Origin of the sequence: Paraburkholderia sediminicola (genome assembly GCF_046026675.1) — a bacterium.
GTDB lineage: Bacteria > Pseudomonadota > Gammaproteobacteria > Burkholderiales > Burkholderiaceae > Paraburkholderia > Paraburkholderia sediminicola_F.
In genome coordinates this window covers 885,471-900,799 of record NZ_JAQQEY010000002.1, presented here as the reverse complement: position 1 = coordinate 900,799, position 15,329 = coordinate 885,471, and the positions used below count along the sequence as shown (strand labels likewise).

Genomic DNA, 15,329 nt, shown 5'->3' with positions numbered 1-15,329 from the left:
TCTCCGTTATCAAAAGGATTGCGGGAATGCGGTCGTTTTTATCAAGCGTTGAAGCGTTTGGCGATTCGTTCGGCGAACCGTATTGCGAATTGTGCTGCCAGTGGTGCTACGAGCGATGCTGCGAGTGATGCTTCAATACGTTTAACGATTTCACTCTGCCCGCGGCATCGCGCGAATTCTCGCAACGCTCGCCGTGACGTCCTGCCATGCCGGCTTGCCACCGGCGAATTGCTGACGCAGGTAGGTCACCAGTTCCGCGACCTGGGCGTCGTTGAAACTGTCGCGGTAAGCCGGCATCGTACCGAGTTCGGGCCGGGCAGGCGAGCCGATACCATCGAGAATCACGCGAATCAGATTATCAGGCGTCGTGCTATGCAGATTCGTGTTAAGCGCCAGCGAAGGATGCGCACCGAACAATTGCGGTCCACTGCCAGTGTGATGACAGGCTGCACACGCGCCATCGAAGAGACGTGCGCCAAGACCTGTTGCCGTGCCCGTAATCGTGCTGGCCTGCTCGTATTGACGCGCCATCGCCACAGGATCCGCATTGGGCTCCAGCGGACTCAACGACGCCAGATACGTGGCCATCGCGCGAATATCGCTGTCGGGCAAAGCCGCCAGATCGTTGACGACCGGCGCCATCGGCCCGGCTGCGACACCATGCAGCGGCGCATGACCGTAGCGCAGATAGCTGAACAGTTCGTCTTCGCTCCAGGGTACGGGCGCGTTGGAAAGCGTCGATAGCGCGGGCGCTTCCCACCCTTCCACCATGCCGCCGCCCATGAAGGTCGCGCCGGTTTTCTCGGCGCCGAATGCATTGCGCGGGGTATGGCATGCGCTGCAATGGCCGAGGCCGTTCACGAGATACGCCCCGCGATTCCATTGCGCACTTTGCGTCGCACTGGCGGCAAACGTATTGCGTCCGAGGAAGAGCCCGTTCCATGCGGCCATCATCGGACGCACGCTGAACGGAAAGGCCAGCTTCGTTTCCGGCGGCCTGGAACGCACCGGCGTTTGCGCCATCAGATACGCGTAGAGCGCTTTCAGATCGTCGTCGGACGTGTTCCTGAACGACGTGTACGGGAACGCGGGATACAGATGATGTCCGTCGCGACTGATACCTTGCCGCATCGCCCGCACGAATGCGTCGAGCGACCATGTACCGATCCCGGTCTGTCCGTCAGGCGTGATGTTAGTGCTGTAGATGGTGCCGAATGGCGTGTCGAGCGGTTTGCCGCCGGCATTGGGCACGCCGTTGTGTGCGGTATGGCAAACCGCGCAATTGCCCAGCGCCGCGAGCAGTTTGCCGCGCGCCACCAGCTCCGGCGCAAACGCGCTCGCGAGCGGTGGCGCGATCGGCGCAATGGCTTGTGGCGTCAAAGCCAATGCTCCTAGCCAGCCGGCAGCGCCCGCGGCAACTACGCCGAGAAAGCCGAGCCGCCAGCGCTTCTTTTTGCGCGCCGCCGCTTCTTCCGCTTGCGCATCGGCGAGTGCAGCGCGGATCGTCTCCGGCGTGAACGGTGGTCTGCGAAAACGCACACCTGTCGCGTCGTACAGCGCGTTGGCGATCGCCGCGGCGCCAGGCAGCGACGCCGATTCGCCCGTGCCCATCGGCGGCTCGCCGTGGCGCGGCATCATCACGACTTCGATCACCGGCACTTCGCGGAACGTCAGAATCGGATACGCGCCCCATTCCTGGCTCATGACCGCGTTATCGCCGAACGTCACGCGTTCTTTCAGTGCACGGCTGGTCGCCTGAATCACATTGCCGTGTATCTGATGACGAACGCCGTCAGGATTCACCATGGTGCCGGTGTCCTGACCGACCACCACGCGCGTCACGGCGAGCTCACCGCTCTTGCGATTGACTTCGACGTCAGCGACCCACGCGGACCATGCCGCGCCGAAACCGGGGAATTTGCTGTGCACGTAGCGGGCGTAGGCAAAACCTCGGCCGCGCGCAATGTCGCCCTCTTCCTGATCATCTTTCAAGGCAATTTTGCGAGGCTGCCAGCCAGCTTTCTCGGCCACAGCCTTCACGAGATCGATCGCACGCGGATCGGTCAGGTGCTTCAAACGAAACTCGACCGGATCTGCGCCCGCCTCAGCCGCGAGTTCGTCAATAAAAGATTCATGCGCGAAGGTGTTAGGCAAGGCCGACACGCCCCGCAACCAGGACGCGCGCACGATCGGCGGCGTGTCGTCGCAGACAATGCGCATGGTCCGGTAGTCGTATGGCGGCACGGACGTGCGGTCGCCCATTTCGAATACCTGCGGCTGAGCGGAAACGGTTCCGGTCAGCAGCAACGCCAACGTAGGGGCGTCGTTCGACGGATAGCGCGTCGCGAAGTCGTACGCAGCGAGCTCGCCTTCGGCATCTAAAGCGCCGCGCACGTCCATCAATTGCGCAGCGCCCTTCGGCTCCCACGCATGCTCGTCTTCGCGCGACAGTTGCACGCGCACCGGACTGCCGGTTGCGCGCGATAGCAGCGCGGCGTCGGCGGCGACATCGTCCGCGCAATTGCGGCCATAACAACCCGCCGCATCCATACGCACGATTTCGATGTGCGCTTCATCCAGGGCCATCAGCAAGGCAAGATCGGCACGCAACGAATGAGGGTTCTGCGTGCCCGACCAGACTTTCAGCTTCCCATCCCGGTAGTCGGCCACCGCACACGACGGTCCAATCGATGCGTGCATCTGAAACGGCCATACGTAGGTGCGTTCCAGCGTTCGAGCAGGATCTTGCGCGAGTGCTGCGTCAACGTCGCCTTCGATCACCAGATCGCGCCGCTTGGCCGGATTCGCTCTCAGCGCAGCTTCCACTTCCTCGCTGGTTTCGAGCGCAGGCAAACCCTCTACGGCTTTCCACTGCACATGCAAGCGCTTCACTGCCTGCTGCGCGACCTCTTCGCGCTCAGCCACGATGCCGACAAAATCGCGGATCACCACGACCTTGACGATGCCGGGCAAATCGCTGACCGAAGCTTCATCGACATGCAGCAGACTGTTGCCCATGAAGTCGCCCTGCGCGACACCGGCATAGGGTGGACGGACAACGCGCCCGTGCAGCATGCCAGGCACACGCACATCATGCACAAAACTCAATTCACCGGTTGCCTTCGCCTGAATATCGACACGCGGCGTGCTCTTGCCGACGATCTTGTACGCGTCCGGCGATTTCAAAGGCGCATCGGTGGCAAGGTCCAATTCGATGCGCCGCCCGGTGATCAGTTCGCCGTAGTCAATGCTTTTTTCCGTCCCACCGTCACGCGTGAAAACCACACCGTCTCGCACGTCGAGTTGCTCTGCGCTTACGTCCAAGCGCGCGGCTGCTTCCTTCAACAGAAATTGCCTCGCTTGCGCCGCTGCATGCCGCAACGGCACCGCCGATATCTGGATCGTCGCGCTTGCAATCGTCGGCCCCTGATTCGGCGCCTCGCTGGTGTGGCCGAGTACCACCGACACACGCGTCAACGGCACATCCAGTTCTTCCGCGACGATCTGCGCGAGCGCGGTGCCGATGCCGGTACCGAGATCAACGTGACCGTTGAACGCCACCACGCTGCCGTCGTCGCGCACCACGAGAAACATGTCCGTCTCGGTCGGCACGAACGACGAGCGCGACCCCGGCTGACCGATCGCAGGCTTCACGGGTGCCTGCGGCGGCCGCGTAATGATGAGCACACTCTGCGCGTCATGGAGCTGTCGTCGTGACAGCGGCACGGAACGCCGATCGACGCTGAAATCCGGCCCCGTCATGCGCGCACTCCTTGCCGCACGGAGGATTGCGCAGCGAGCAGGTCGGCTGCGCGCTGCACCGCGCGCACGATCTCGACATGCGTGCCGCACCGGCAGAGGTTGCGCGACAGTTCCCGCCGGATCGTCTCGACGCTCGGATGCGGATCGCGATCGAGCAACGCTTTGGCGGTCATGATCATGCCATTCAGGCAATAGCCGCACTGCGCGGCCTGTTCTTCGATAAACGCCTGCTGCACCGGATGCAGTGCGACGCGCGTGCCCAGTCCTTCGAGCGTGGTGATCTCTCGCCCTAAGGCAACCTTCGCGGTCGTCACGCACGAACGCGTCGGCATGCCGTCAAGCAGAACCGTACACGCGCCACATTCGCCAAGTCCGCAGCCGAATTTCGGACCATTCAACGCGAGGTCGTTACGCAGCAGATAAAGCAGCGGCGTGTCCACAGCGGCGCTGACGAGATGCGTCGCGCCGTTGACATTCAGCGTAAGAGGCGCCGGGCGGTTCATGACGATGCCGGCCTCGCCGTACAGCGCGCGTTCAAAGCACCACCGGCACTTCGGTCGCCGGTGGCGTATTGCGGCTGCGCCGGCAGCGGATCAGGCCGTCGATCATCACCATGCCGACGCCGGGAATATCGCCGAGTTGCACGCTCTCAAGCAGCGTGTCGGCGGCCGTGTGCTGCGCGCGGTCCATGAAGACGAGGTCGGCGGGACGGCCCACTTCGATCAGCCCTTGCCGCAGATTGCGTTGCCGGGCGGTATTCCCGGTCGCGAAGCAGAAGGCAATTTCCGCGGGGACGTCGGCGAGACTCGAGATCAGCGCGATCATCCGTAGAATGCCAAGCGGCTGGACGCCGGAACCCGCCGGACTATCGGTGCCAAGAATGATTCGATGCGGACACTTCAACTCGATCGCATGACGTGCCGTGAGCAGCGCGATCCGTTCGTTGCCGTTGTGAACGATCTCCAGCGCGCGGCTCGATTGCTCGCACAGATCGCATACGTGCCGATAGGAAAGCGACGTATGGCCGCCGTTGATGTGGCCGATCACGTCCGCGTCGGCGGCGAGCACCACGTCCCGATCGATCAGGCCCGAGCCCGGAATCGACGGACCGCCCGTGTGAATCGTGCTTTGAATACCGTACTTGCGTGCCCACGCGACCATCTGTGCCGCTTCCTCGCCGCCTTTCACACTGCCGAGTCCCACCTCGCCGAGCAGCTTCACGCCCGCTTCCGACAGCTCCTTGAAGTCCTCCTCGACCATGCCCTTCTCGATCACCGGCGCGCCCGCCATGACTTTCACGCCGCCACCGACACCCGCACCACGCATCCCTTCGAACGATCGTTGAGCCGTGATGGCAAGCGCCTTTACGCCGACCACGTCTTTCGGACGGCCAGGTAAATGCACTTCGCCGGCGGAAATCATCGTCGTCACGCCGCCGTTCAGATTTGATTCGATCCAGCCCATCTGATTCTGGCGCGGCGTCCAGTCGCCGAACACCGGGTGCACGTGCGAATCGATCAGGCCTGGAGCAACCGTGGTGCCCTTACAGTCGATGGTGGTCCGCGCGCCTTCGAGGTCGCAATCTTTCTCGCGGCCGATCGCGACGATCACGCCGTCGTCGATCACCAGTGTGTTCGCGTCGAGAATCGGCTGGTCGATATCGCCGGATAACAGCAGACCGATGTTCGTTACCGCGACCTTGCCCGACAAGCCTGTCAACGTCTCTGCTGCCATCTGCTTCTCCTTTCGCACCGACTGCCCGGCGTCGCATACGTGCACACCCTGCACGCATGCGACGCCAATGGAATCACACGCTCAGATAAGCGCGCCTGACCGTTTCGTTCTTTGCGAGTTCGCCGATCGTGCCGCTGAAGCGGATCTGTCCTTTTTCGAGGACGTATGCGCGGTCGCTGACCAGCTCGGCGAAGTGCAGATTCTGCTCAGACAACAGAATCGACAGCCCTTCGCGCTTGAGTTCGAGAATCATGTTGGCCATCTGCTCGACGATCACGGGCGCGACGCCTTCGGACGGCTCGTCGAGCAGCACCAGATACGGATTGCCCATCAGCGTGCGAGAGACGGTAAGCATCTGCTGCTCACCGCCACTCATCTGTCCGCCGGGCCGTTTCGGCATTTCACCAAGATTGGGGAAAAGGCGGAACAGCTTTTCCGGCGTCCATTGCGGCGCGCCTTCGCGTGGCGGCTGACGGCCTGTATCGAGGTTCTCCATCACGGTCAGATCGGAAAACACGCGGCGATCTTCAGGGACGAAACCCATGCCCATGCGTGCGATCCGGTACGGCGGCAATGCCGTGATGTTTTGCCCGCGAAAACGGACCTCGCCCTGACGGCGCGGCAGCAGACCCATCACCGCTTTCATCGTCGTCGATTTGCCGGCGCCGTTGCGGCCCATCAAGGCGACCACTTCGCCGCGGCCGACTTCGAGGCCGACATCGAACAGAATGTGCGCGCGGCCATAGAACGCGTTGAGGCCGGCGACTTTCAGCATCGGCTCGCTCATTGAAGCGCTCCTTGTCCTTGATGGCCGCCTGCCGCTTCATGCAGCGGCGCGCGTGGCTGGAAAGTCTTGCCGGTGCCGAAATAGACTTCCTGAACGCGTGCGTCGTTGCGGATCGTTTCGGCGTCGCCTTCGGCGATCAACTTGCCGCGCGCGAGTACGATCATGCGATCGGCGTACGCGAATACAACGTCCATGCTGTGCTCGGTAAACAGCACGCCGATTTTGTGCTCGGAGACGAGTCGCTTGGTCAACGCCATCAGTTCGTTACGCTCTTTTGGCGCCATGCCGGCGGTGGGTTCGTCCATCAGTAGCAGCTTCGGGCGGTTTGCCAACGCGATAGCGAGTTCAACGCGTTTGACATCGCCATATGCGAGCACGCCGCAGGCGCGGTTCGCATCGGCGCCCATGCCGACCTGTTCGAGCAGCGTCATGGCCTCATCGGCGTAGCGCGAGCCCGCGGGTTTCCAGAGGCCGAATGTCTTTCGTTCACGCGAGACCAGCGCCATCTGCACATTCTCGAGCACGGTCATCGAATTGAAGGTCGCGGCAATCTGAAACGTGCGGCCGACGCCCAGACGCCAGATATCACGTGGCCGCATGCCGACCAGTTCATGATCGTCGAGGCGAATCGAACCGGACGACGGCTGCAGTTGCCCGTTGACCATGTTGAAGCAGGTCGACTTGCCCGCGCCGTTCGGACCCAGCAGCGCCAACAGTTGACCGGCTTCGAGATCGAAAGAAACATCGTCGACCGCTTTCAGGCCGCCGAACGATTTGGAGAGACCGGAGACGCGCAGCAAGCTCATAGCCCCTCCTTGATCGCCGTACCCTGTGATGGCGATGGAGCACGCTCTTCCGCCTTATCCACCGTATCGTCGCCGAAACGCTCGCGAATGAAACCGACGATGCCCTGCGGAAACGCGATCACAAGCAGCAGGATCGTGAAGCCCAGCAACGCCTGCCAATAATCGGTTTGCCGCGCGACGGTGTCCTGCAGCCACGTGAACACGGCTGCGCCGACGATCGGGCCAGTCAACGTCTGCAAGCCACCGAGCAGCACCATCACGAGGCCATCTACTGAACGGCTGACGCTGATCACCTCCGGCGAAATCGTCCCCTTGGAAAAGGCATAAAGCGATCCGGCGAGGCCGCAAAACAGCGACGCGACGACGAACGCCGCCCATTGCACGCGCTTCACGTCGATGCCGATCGCTTCGGCGCGCAACACGGAATCGCGCGACGCCCGCATCGCGTAGCCAAGCGGCGAGAACAGCGTCTTGCGCAACAGCCACACGCCGATCACCGCGCAGGCGAGTGTCAGATAGTAAAAGGCGACCGGCGACGCCAGCCAGTTCGACGGCCACAAGCCGAGAATGCCGTTACTGCCGCCCGTCACGTCGTCCCACTGGAACACGACCGACCAGACGATCTGCGCAAACGCCAGCGTCAGCATCGCGAGGTAGACGCCTGAGAGGCGTACGCAAAACCAGCCGAACACGAGCGCGCCGGCCACTGCGAGCAAGGGGCCGAGCAGCAATGCCGCTTCCATCGGCAGATTCAAAACTTTGAGAAACAGCGCGGCGCCGTATGCGCCCAGGCCGAAATACGCTGCGTGGCCGAAAGAATGCATGCCGCCGGGGCCCATGATGAAATGCAGACTCGTCGCGAACAACACGGCAATCAGGATCTCAACCAGCAGCACCGGCATGTAGGGAAATGCATTGGCTGCAAGCGGCGCGAGCACCAGCACCAGCAAAGCGATTGCCGCCAGCCACTTCAGGCGCTTGCCTGCGGGCCTTAATGGCGCTTCAGGGGCGGCCATGCCACGCACCGCGGCGCTCGCCTTCCCTAGCAGGCCCCAAGGCCGCACCACCAGCACCACCGCCATCACAACAAATTCCGCAACGAGCGTAAAGCGGCTCAACGACAGATCGATACCGAACACCGACACATGGCCGATGCCGATGCATAGCGCCTTGATCTCCGCGATCAGCAACGCCGCGACGAACGCGCCCGGAATCGATCCCATGCCGCCGACCACCACCACGACGAACGCATTGCCGATAGTCTCCAGATCCAGCGACAGATTCGCCGACATCCGCGGCCCTTGCAGCGCGCCGCCCAGGCCAGCGAGAAACGCGCCGACGAAAAACACGCCGGTGAACAGCCACGCCTGATTGATGCCGAGCGCGCCGAGCATCTCGCGATCCTGCGTTGCGGCGCGCACCAGCGTGCCCCACCGCGTACGCGTCAACGCATACCAGAGCAGCAGCAACACCACCGGCCCGATCACGATCAGCGCGATATCGTAGGTCGGCAGCGGATGGCCGAGAAAATTAACTGCGCCTGCCAGATGCGGCGCACGCGGTCCGAAGAGGTCTTCCGGGCCCCACAGCCACAGCGCGGCATCGCGAAAGATCAGCACCAGCGCGAACGTCGCCAGCAAATGGAACAACTCCGGGGCCTGGTAAATGCGCCGTAACACGATCATTTCGACCAGCGCGCCGAGCACCGCAACCACCAGCGCGGCGGCCAGTACCGACAACCAGAACCCGCCCGCCGTATGACCGAAACGGCTCGCGATGCTATACGCGACATAGATGCCGAACATATAGAACGAGCCGTGCGCGAAGTTGACGATGCGCGTCACGCCGAAGATCAGCGACAAACCGGCGGCGACGAGAAACAGCGTCGACGCGTCGGCGAGTCCGTTGACCAGCTGTACCAGCAAATTCGAAAGCATCGCGACCCTTAAAGTAACTCAGCGCAAACCGTCTTCGCCTTTGATCTCACTCACCTGCAACCCGCCGATACGCGGTAAAGGCCGGCCCGAGGCCGTCACCGCGACCGCCACAACAATTTCGTTGGCGCGCGGCGCGTCCGACACGCGCGCTTCGATTGCATCGAAATGGCTGCGCACGAAGGCGGCGTCCTTGTGACCGAGCGGCACGTCTATCGCGGTGCCAAGCGTACCCATTTTTTTCGCAGACGGCACCAGCGCCGCGCCCTTTTCGACCGCTACCCGCAGCGGGGCACCGAGCTTGGGGTGCAGAATCGCCGCCGCATGCTCGAGTTCGCCCGCCTCGCCGACGATCGCCGCCTTGCCGTAGCTTTGCGCGTCGCCCGGCTTGATGCCGAGTGCTTCCACACACTTGTTGCCGAGCAAGGCGCCCAGTTCCTCGCCGGCTTCGATCAGCGCGTCCAGCCTGGCCTCGTAGCGGCCCGCGTAGGGATTATCGATCACCGCAATCGCGACTGCACGGCGTGTCGGCGGCTCGATGGCCTGCCCCATTTCAATGCGTGTTTCATCGACCTGCACGACCAGCTTGCGAAGCTTGATTGCCATTTCGATCTCCGGGTTTCGATGCGTGTTCTGCTTAGTGTTCTACTTACTCGTCTCAGCGCGTTGCTTCAGCTCCGCGCTTCGACTCCTTGTTTCATTGCAATGCTTCAGCGCATTGCGTGGATCAGGCGCCGCTCAGCGCAAGCCGTCCTTGCCCACAATTGCCTCTTTCGCCAGGCCGCCGACGCGCGCATGCACGCGCTGGCCTGTGCTCATCACGAGGATATACACCAGTTCATCCGCGGCGGGCGCACCGGGCACACGCACCTCGATCGCATCGAAATGGCTGCGCACGTAGCTCGCATTGACATGCGTCAGCGGCACGTCAAGCGCGGTGGAAGGCGCGCCGACTTTCTTGGTCGACGGCACGATCGCGTTGGTCGGCACGCCATTCTTCTCCAGCAACTCGCGCATCGCATAGCCGCCGGGAACGTGCCACAACGCGCCATGCTCGAGTTCACCGCGCGAGCCGATGATTGCACCCTTGCCGTAGCTTTCGATCGCCGCGTGCGGCACGGCCATCGCCGCCAGCAGCCGTTGCGCCATGTCGAAGCCGATCGGCTTGAGCGCTTCCATGGCGTGTTCGATTCTGGCTTCGTAGCGGCCAGCGAACGGATTCGTCATCACCGCGGCAATTGCACCGCGCCTGAGCGGCTGTGCGGGCGCGGGACCAAACTCGTGAAAAATGTCTTCGACGTGCGTCAGCACGCGGCGTATTTCGAACACGGAGCCTCCGTTGTTATCCGGGCGCGTTGCGCAAACAACTCGCCATTCTGATAGGTGCCACCGGTCACACGCGCCCGCCCTTGCAGGAACAGTGCGGCGCCTTCAATCAAACCTTGTTCGTGCAAGCGCTGCGCGGCGTCGACACCGCGTGCCAGCGCGAAATCGATCAACGGTTGCGGCAAGGACGGCACGTCGACAGTCACGAGCAGGTCACCGAGATCGCTATCGTCCTTCAACGAGGAAGCCGGCCTGCGCACGATGCCCGCATAGTCAAGGTTGACGGCGTTGGCAATCATCGTGGCGGCGGCATCGGCGGTGGCAGCGTTGCGGGCGAGCACGGTCACGCTGTCGGCGATCCCCAGGCTGAAGCTGCGGCCGCGCCAGCCGCTTGTCGCGACGCCGCGAATCGGCGTGACGGCGTCCAGCGTCAGGTTTGCGTCCAAAGCCAGATCGCCTGAGGCCTTCTCACCTGAGAACGCCGCCAGATCGGCGAACACGCCCACGCGGTACTGCTGCCCTTCGGTCAAATAGAGTGCGATGTCGCCGCCGTTGTTGATGAAGGCGCGCGAGATGCCTTCGCGTGCAAACGCCGTGATCAATTCGTCCGCGACGCTGCCTGCAACGGCCGCCATCGGCGTGATATAGCGAGCGCGGTGCGGATGACATGCGCTCCACATGCGCCGGGCCACGGCGCCTTTCAACGCGCAATCGCTATGCGCCGCGTCGCCCGGCACCGGCTGACGAAGCAGCTTCAACTCACCGACCAACTCGGGCAATACATCCACAAAGCGCACCCAGCACGCCTCGTAAGCAGCCTGCACTGCCGAGGGCTCGCCGTCCGCGCTAAGGATCAGATCGATCGGACCGTGCTGCCAATGCCAGCGGGCCGCGTCGAGCCGGGTTCGGGTTGCGTTCATCGTGTGCGTCGCGTTCGTCGTGTCGATTGTGCCGGTGGTGGCGCCACCGTTAGCCCGGCAATGGCGGCATGGCCGCCGGCCACGGGTTGTCGGGATGGCGAGCGAGCGTCCTGCGCGCGAGCGGCGCCCCCTCCGAATGCTCCGGTCCATTCGCCAGCACGCTTTCCAGTGAACGCACCGCGTCGAGATGGCCGCCGAGATCGCGATACGCGTCATATGTCATGGTGAATTCGATCGGTGCGACGATCGCGGGCGTCGGCACAGTACCGAACGATCGATCGGGCATGCGCGAGACATCCACCATCACGGTGATGCCGCCACCCGGCCACACATAGGTTGGCGCGCCACCACATGTTACGTTCACCAGTCTCTGTTTGATCGCGCGGGTGAGCAGGACCGGGTTCTCCGTTGCCCCCGCTCGCAGGCTGCCACCCGCGCCACCCAGAAACAGCACCGTAGCAAGCGACGGCTCGCAGTTCTCGCCAATTCGTTCGACCGTACTGCGCACGGCATCCGGCATGGCTGCGATACGCGGCACGAGGTTCTGATCGAGTTCGTACCACTGTGCGTGTTCGCCGGTGGTCGACACCATCAGCAAACGCATGCCCGGTTTCGCCACCGCCGGATCGAAGCTTTCGACAATCGCCAGTGGGTCCTGAATGTCAGTGCCGCCCCAACCGGTGCCCGGATTCGCGACCTGAAAATAGCGGCCCGGTGTCGATTTGCGGCCGCGAATCTTCAGACCTGACGGCGTCATGCCGAGGCAGCGGCCCGCCTGGTGTTCAGTGAGCACACCGGTGATGTGATCGTCGACGACCACCACTTCGTCGGTGTGACCGAACCATTGCTTCGCAAAGATGCCGATGGTGGCCGACCCACAGCCCACCCGCATACGCTGTTCTTCAACGCCGTCGACAATCGGCGCAGCGCCCGCGCGAATCACGAGACTCGCACCGCCATCGATGGTCAACTCCACCGCTTCCTTGTTGCCGAGCGCGAGCATCATGTCGCACGTCACACGGCCTTCTTTCTTGCTGCCGCCCGTCAGATGGTGAACACCGCCGAGGCTCAACATCTGCGAACCGTACTCCGCTGTGGTCACATGGCCGACGATCTCGCCATGGCAACGCACGTTCGATTGCTCCGGCCCGAGAAAACGGTCGGTGTCGATCTTCACCTTGAAACTGCAATAGCTGAAAATGCCCTCGGTGACGACCGTGACCATGTCGACGTCGTCCAACTTCGAGGAAACGATGAAAGGCGCGGGCTTGTAGTCGGGATACGTGGACGATGCGCCAACGCCGGTAACGAACAGCGCCTGTTCCGCGGCGGGATCGTGCACCTCGGACGATGCACCAAATTCGACCGTGGTATCCGCATTGCTTGTGATCGCTTCAGGCGAACCCGCCGCGCGCGAAAGAAACACCACAGGGTCGACGCGAATCAACCGTCCGTCCGCATTCGCATAGCGATCGCAAGCGCCGGTGCGGCCTTCCGAAATCTGGCACAACACCGGGCATGCATTGCATTCGATCTTGTTCGACGCCATCCGCTCGCTGCGCGGCGCCGCTTTCTCGAGCACGGTCGGACCCGGCGTCGAGGCGGTTTCGCCGTCGACGCGCTCCGCACCGAAATCGACCTTCGTATGTTCTGTCATGGCGGGGTTCCATACGACGACATTACAATCGGTCCTGCCCGGCTGACAAATAGTCCCTGTTTAAAGGGATTTTTGCGTGACCCGCATTTTTTCCATGTTGCGGTCACTCACCGTTCGTGTAGCATCCACTACACCAAACTTGCTTGAAATCTACTCGATCAAAATAGACTGCGCAACGAGTTTCCCGGTAGTTTCCCAGTATCCGTCTGAATGCTGCGGCGCGGCATCCCCGCAGGGATTACGAATCAATCTACGCCGAAGCACATGACCTTGCAGGGCATTTCGTCGCGCGTGATATGGGTTGTATGATGAAGACGCGCCATACCTGAGCGCACCAAGCGGCTGCGGCGCATGCCGTTCAACCTGACGCTAACAAAGAGATCCGAGACCGCCATGAGTCCCACTGCTGCCCGCAAGCCGGGCGCTATCGGCATCCGAGCGAAGCAGGCGCAAGACACGCGCGCCAAGATTCTCAAAGCGGCAATCAAGGTCTTTGCAAAGCAAGGCTATGCAAGTGGCCGGGTCGAAAGCATTTCGAAGGCCGCGCGTTCGCACGACCGGATGATCTATTACTACTTCGGCAGCAAGGAACAGTTGTTTGTCGAAGTCCTGGAGACGATCTACACGCAGTTCAACGAGGCCGAAAGCAAGCTCGATCTCGATCTGGACGACCCCGTGCACGGCCTCGAGCAGATGGTCGAATTCGTCTGGCAGTATTACCTCGATCACCCTGAATTTGTCACCCTGCTGTCGAGCGAGAATCTGCATCAGGGCAAGCACGCAAAGAAATCGTCAAAGCTGAAGGAGATTTCGGGCTATGCGATTTCTGTCGTGCAGAAGTTGCTGGACGCGGGCAAGGCGCAAAACGTCTTTCGTGCCGACGTCAAAGCGCGTGATGTGTATCTGATAATCGCGTCCCTCGGCTATTTCTATAACGCGAATCAGTACACGCTAGGGGCGTTTCTCGGTGAACCGCTGATGGACAAGGCCGCACTCGCGCATTGGCGCGAGGTCATCAAGGATACGGTATTGCGCGCCGTGAGCTTGCAGTTGCCGGTGGACGCGGCAGTGATGGATGTAAGCAGAACGGCCTGAAGCGCGTTTTGTCCGACGTACGCTTCAGACTGCGCATTGCTTTTTGAGCTGTTTCATTCCTGCCGGAGACAGGACTCGCGGGACGGCGTGGTTACACGCCGCACCCGTGTTCGAACGCCGTTACGGCTTTGCCGCTGCGGCGTCGTCTTCGCGGAACAGTTTATCGGCCAGATGGAACGCCGAATTGGCCGCCGGCACGCCGCAGTAGATTGCGGATTGCAGCAGCACTTCCTTGATCTGTTCGCGCGTCACGCCGTTATTCTTCGCGGCGCGCAGGTGCAGTGCGAGTTCTTCGCTGCGATTGAGCGCAACCATCATCGCGATGGTCAGCAAGCTGCGCGTGTGACGCGGCAAGCCTTCACGCGTCCAGATTTCGCCCCACGCATAGCGGGTAATAAAGTTCTGGAACTCCTCCGTCAAGTCGGTGCGGTTCGCAAGCGACCGGTCGACGTGCGCGCTACCCAGCACCTCGCGGCGCACCCCGAGTCCGGCTTCGTAACGGTCTTCGTCGTTCATTTCTGCTCCGTCAGGAAGTCGAGCACAGTCTTCGTGAAGGCTTCGACCTTCTCGATGTTGGAAATATGTGAGGCGTCCAGTTCGACGTAACGCGCGCCCGGAATCGCTTGCGCCAGCTCGCGGCCTTGCGCCGGCGTTGCAGCCAGATCGTGCGTACCGCTGATCACCAGCGCAGGCACCTTGATGCCGGGGGCTTCAGGGCGCAGATCTGCTGCGTCGATGGCGTCGCAATTCGATGCGTAGCCTTCCTTGTCCGTATGCACGAACACGTCGCGAATCATTGCCAGAACCACCGGCTCACGTTCGATGTAATCGGCGGTGAACCAGCGCGGCAATACCGCATCGGCCAGCGCGAGCATGCCTTCCGTGCGGGCCTTCGCAGCGCGCGGCACCCACACTTCCGGCGAACCGATGCGCGCCGCCGTATTGCACAGCACTACGCGTTCGAGGCGATTCGCGTGACGCGCGGCCAACGCGACGCCGGTGAGGCCGCCCATCGACAGACCACAGAAATTCGCCCGCGCGATCTTCAGCGTATCCATCAGGCCGAGCACGTCGCCGGTCAGTTGTTCGAGCGTGTACGGACCCTTCGGCGCTTCCGAGTGACCATGACCGCGCGTGTCGTAGCGCAGCACGCGGAAATGTTTAGACAGCGCCGCGACTTGCGGCGTCCACATCGACAGATCGCTGCCGAGCGAATTCGACAACACGATCCACGGTGCATTACCGTGACGGTCACCATCGATTCGATAATGCAGCTCGGTACCGTTGACTGCGGCGTAGGGCATACCG

At 62.3% G+C, this 15,329-nt stretch carries 13 protein-coding genes; 1 reads left to right on the top strand and 12 read right to left on the bottom strand.

Annotation, left to right across the window (positions count from 1 at the left end):
* Nucleotides 1-150: 150 nt before the first annotated feature.
* The 10 genes from PQQ86_RS23940 to PQQ86_RS23895 form a co-directional block, all read right to left on the bottom strand.
* Complete coding sequence (locus PQQ86_RS23940; protein WP_408272513.1) at nt 151-3,762, bottom strand: molybdopterin cofactor-binding domain-containing protein; 3,612 nt, start codon at nt 3,760-3,762, stop codon at nt 151-153.
* A complete protein-coding gene (locus tag PQQ86_RS23935; RefSeq protein ID WP_408272510.1) occupies nt 3,759-4,265 on the bottom strand; it encodes a (2Fe-2S)-binding protein in 507 nt (168 codons plus the stop codon). Before PQQ86_RS23935 ends, PQQ86_RS23940 begins: the two co-directional genes overlap by 4 nt.
* Before the next feature lie 31 nt (nt 4,266-4,296).
* On the bottom strand, nt 4,297-5,496 hold the full coding sequence (locus PQQ86_RS23930) for an amidohydrolase family protein (protein ID WP_408272507.1): 1,200 nt from the start codon (nt 5,494-5,496) through the stop codon (nt 4,297-4,299).
* Between the two features lie 73 nt (nt 5,497-5,569).
* Nucleotides 5,570-6,283 (bottom strand): ABC transporter ATP-binding protein, encoded by a 714-nt coding sequence (locus tag PQQ86_RS23925; protein WP_408192924.1) that lies wholly within the window; start codon nt 6,281-6,283, stop codon nt 5,570-5,572.
* Nucleotides 6,280-7,089 carry an ABC transporter ATP-binding protein gene (locus PQQ86_RS23920; RefSeq protein WP_408272503.1) on the bottom strand — a complete coding sequence of 270 codons (810 nt, stop codon included), beginning with the start codon at nt 7,087-7,089 and terminating at the stop codon, nt 6,280-6,282. The genes PQQ86_RS23925 and PQQ86_RS23920 overlap by 4 nt, the downstream gene beginning before the upstream one ends.
* Nucleotides 7,086-9,026, bottom strand: a complete 1,941-nt coding sequence (locus PQQ86_RS23915; RefSeq protein ID WP_408272500.1) for an ABC transporter permease — start codon at nt 9,024-9,026, stop codon at nt 7,086-7,088. The genes PQQ86_RS23920 and PQQ86_RS23915 overlap by 4 nt, the downstream gene beginning before the upstream one ends.
* Before the next feature lie 18 nt (nt 9,027-9,044).
* Nucleotides 9,045-9,629 (bottom strand): amino acid synthesis family protein, encoded by a 585-nt coding sequence (locus PQQ86_RS23910; protein ID WP_175048924.1) that lies wholly within the window; start codon nt 9,627-9,629, stop codon nt 9,045-9,047.
* 132 nt (nt 9,630-9,761) lie between these two features.
* Nucleotides 9,762-10,352, bottom strand: coding sequence for an amino acid synthesis family protein (locus PQQ86_RS23905; RefSeq protein ID WP_093647603.1), 591 nt, complete (start codon nt 10,350-10,352; stop codon nt 9,762-9,764).
* Nucleotides 10,328-11,269 carry a UPF0280 family protein gene (locus tag PQQ86_RS23900; protein ID WP_408272496.1) on the bottom strand — a complete coding sequence of 314 codons (942 nt, stop codon included), beginning with the start codon at nt 11,267-11,269 and terminating at the stop codon, nt 10,328-10,330. The genes PQQ86_RS23905 and PQQ86_RS23900 overlap by 25 nt, the downstream gene beginning before the upstream one ends.
* Nucleotides 11,270-11,318: 49 nt before the next feature.
* Entirely contained in the window at nt 11,319-12,926 is a 1,608-nt protein-coding gene (locus tag PQQ86_RS23895; protein WP_408272494.1) for a 6-hydroxynicotinate reductase, read from the bottom strand.
* Between the two features lie 393 nt (nt 12,927-13,319).
* Here PQQ86_RS23895 and PQQ86_RS23890 point away from each other — a divergent pair, with 393 nt between their 5' ends.
* Nucleotides 13,320-14,021, top strand: coding sequence for a TetR family transcriptional regulator (locus PQQ86_RS23890; RefSeq protein ID WP_408272492.1), 702 nt, complete (start codon nt 13,320-13,322; stop codon nt 14,019-14,021).
* A 120-nt stretch (nt 14,022-14,141) separates the two neighbouring features.
* Here PQQ86_RS23890 and pcaC read toward each other — a convergent pair whose 3' ends face one another.
* Both pcaC and pcaD read right to left on the bottom strand, forming a co-directional pair.
* Nucleotides 14,142-14,537 carry a 4-carboxymuconolactone decarboxylase gene (gene pcaC / locus PQQ86_RS23885; protein ID WP_408272489.1) on the bottom strand — a complete coding sequence of 132 codons (396 nt, stop codon included), beginning with the start codon at nt 14,535-14,537 and terminating at the stop codon, nt 14,142-14,144.
* Nucleotides 14,534-15,325, bottom strand: coding sequence for a 3-oxoadipate enol-lactonase (gene pcaD / locus PQQ86_RS23880; RefSeq protein WP_408272487.1), 792 nt, complete (start codon nt 15,323-15,325; stop codon nt 14,534-14,536). The genes pcaC and pcaD overlap by 4 nt, the downstream gene beginning before the upstream one ends.
* Nucleotides 15,326-15,329 lie beyond the last annotated feature (4 nt).

Coding starts and splice junctions, on each gene's coding strand:
- PQQ86_RS23940 (WP_408272513.1), bottom strand. CDS start 3,762: ATGACGGGGCCGGATTTCAGCGTCGATCGGCGTTCCGTGCCGCTGTCA.
- PQQ86_RS23935 (WP_408272510.1), bottom strand. CDS start 4,265: ATGAACCGCCCGGCGCCTCTTACGCTGAATGTCAACGGCGCGACGCAT.
- PQQ86_RS23930 (WP_408272507.1), bottom strand. CDS start 5,496: ATGGCAGCAGAGACGTTGACAGGCTTGTCGGGCAAGGTCGCGGTAACG.
- PQQ86_RS23925 (WP_408192924.1), bottom strand. CDS start 6,283: ATGAGCGAGCCGATGCTGAAAGTCGCCGGCCTCAACGCGTTCTATGGC.
- PQQ86_RS23920 (WP_408272503.1), bottom strand. CDS start 7,089: ATGAGCTTGCTGCGCGTCTCCGGTCTCTCCAAATCGTTCGGCGGCCTG.
- PQQ86_RS23915 (WP_408272500.1), bottom strand. CDS start 9,026: ATGCTTTCGAATTTGCTGGTACAGCTGGTCAACGGACTCGCCGACGCG.
- PQQ86_RS23910 (WP_175048924.1), bottom strand. CDS start 9,629: ATGGCAATCAAGCTTCGCAAGCTGGTCGTGCAGGTCGATGAAACACGC.
- PQQ86_RS23900 (WP_408272496.1), bottom strand. CDS start 11,269: ATGAACGCAACCCGAACCCGGCTCGACGCGGCCCGCTGGCATTGGCAG.
- PQQ86_RS23895 (WP_408272494.1), bottom strand. CDS start 12,926: ATGACAGAACATACGAAGGTCGATTTCGGTGCGGAGCGCGTCGACGGC.
- PQQ86_RS23890 (WP_408272492.1), top strand. CDS start 13,320: ATGAGTCCCACTGCTGCCCGCAAGCCGGGCGCTATCGGCATCCGAGCG.
- pcaC (WP_408272489.1), bottom strand. CDS start 14,537: ATGAACGACGAAGACCGTTACGAAGCCGGACTCGGGGTGCGCCGCGAG.
- pcaD (WP_408272487.1), bottom strand. CDS start 15,325: ATGCCCTACGCCGCAGTCAACGGTACCGAGCTGCATTATCGAATCGAT.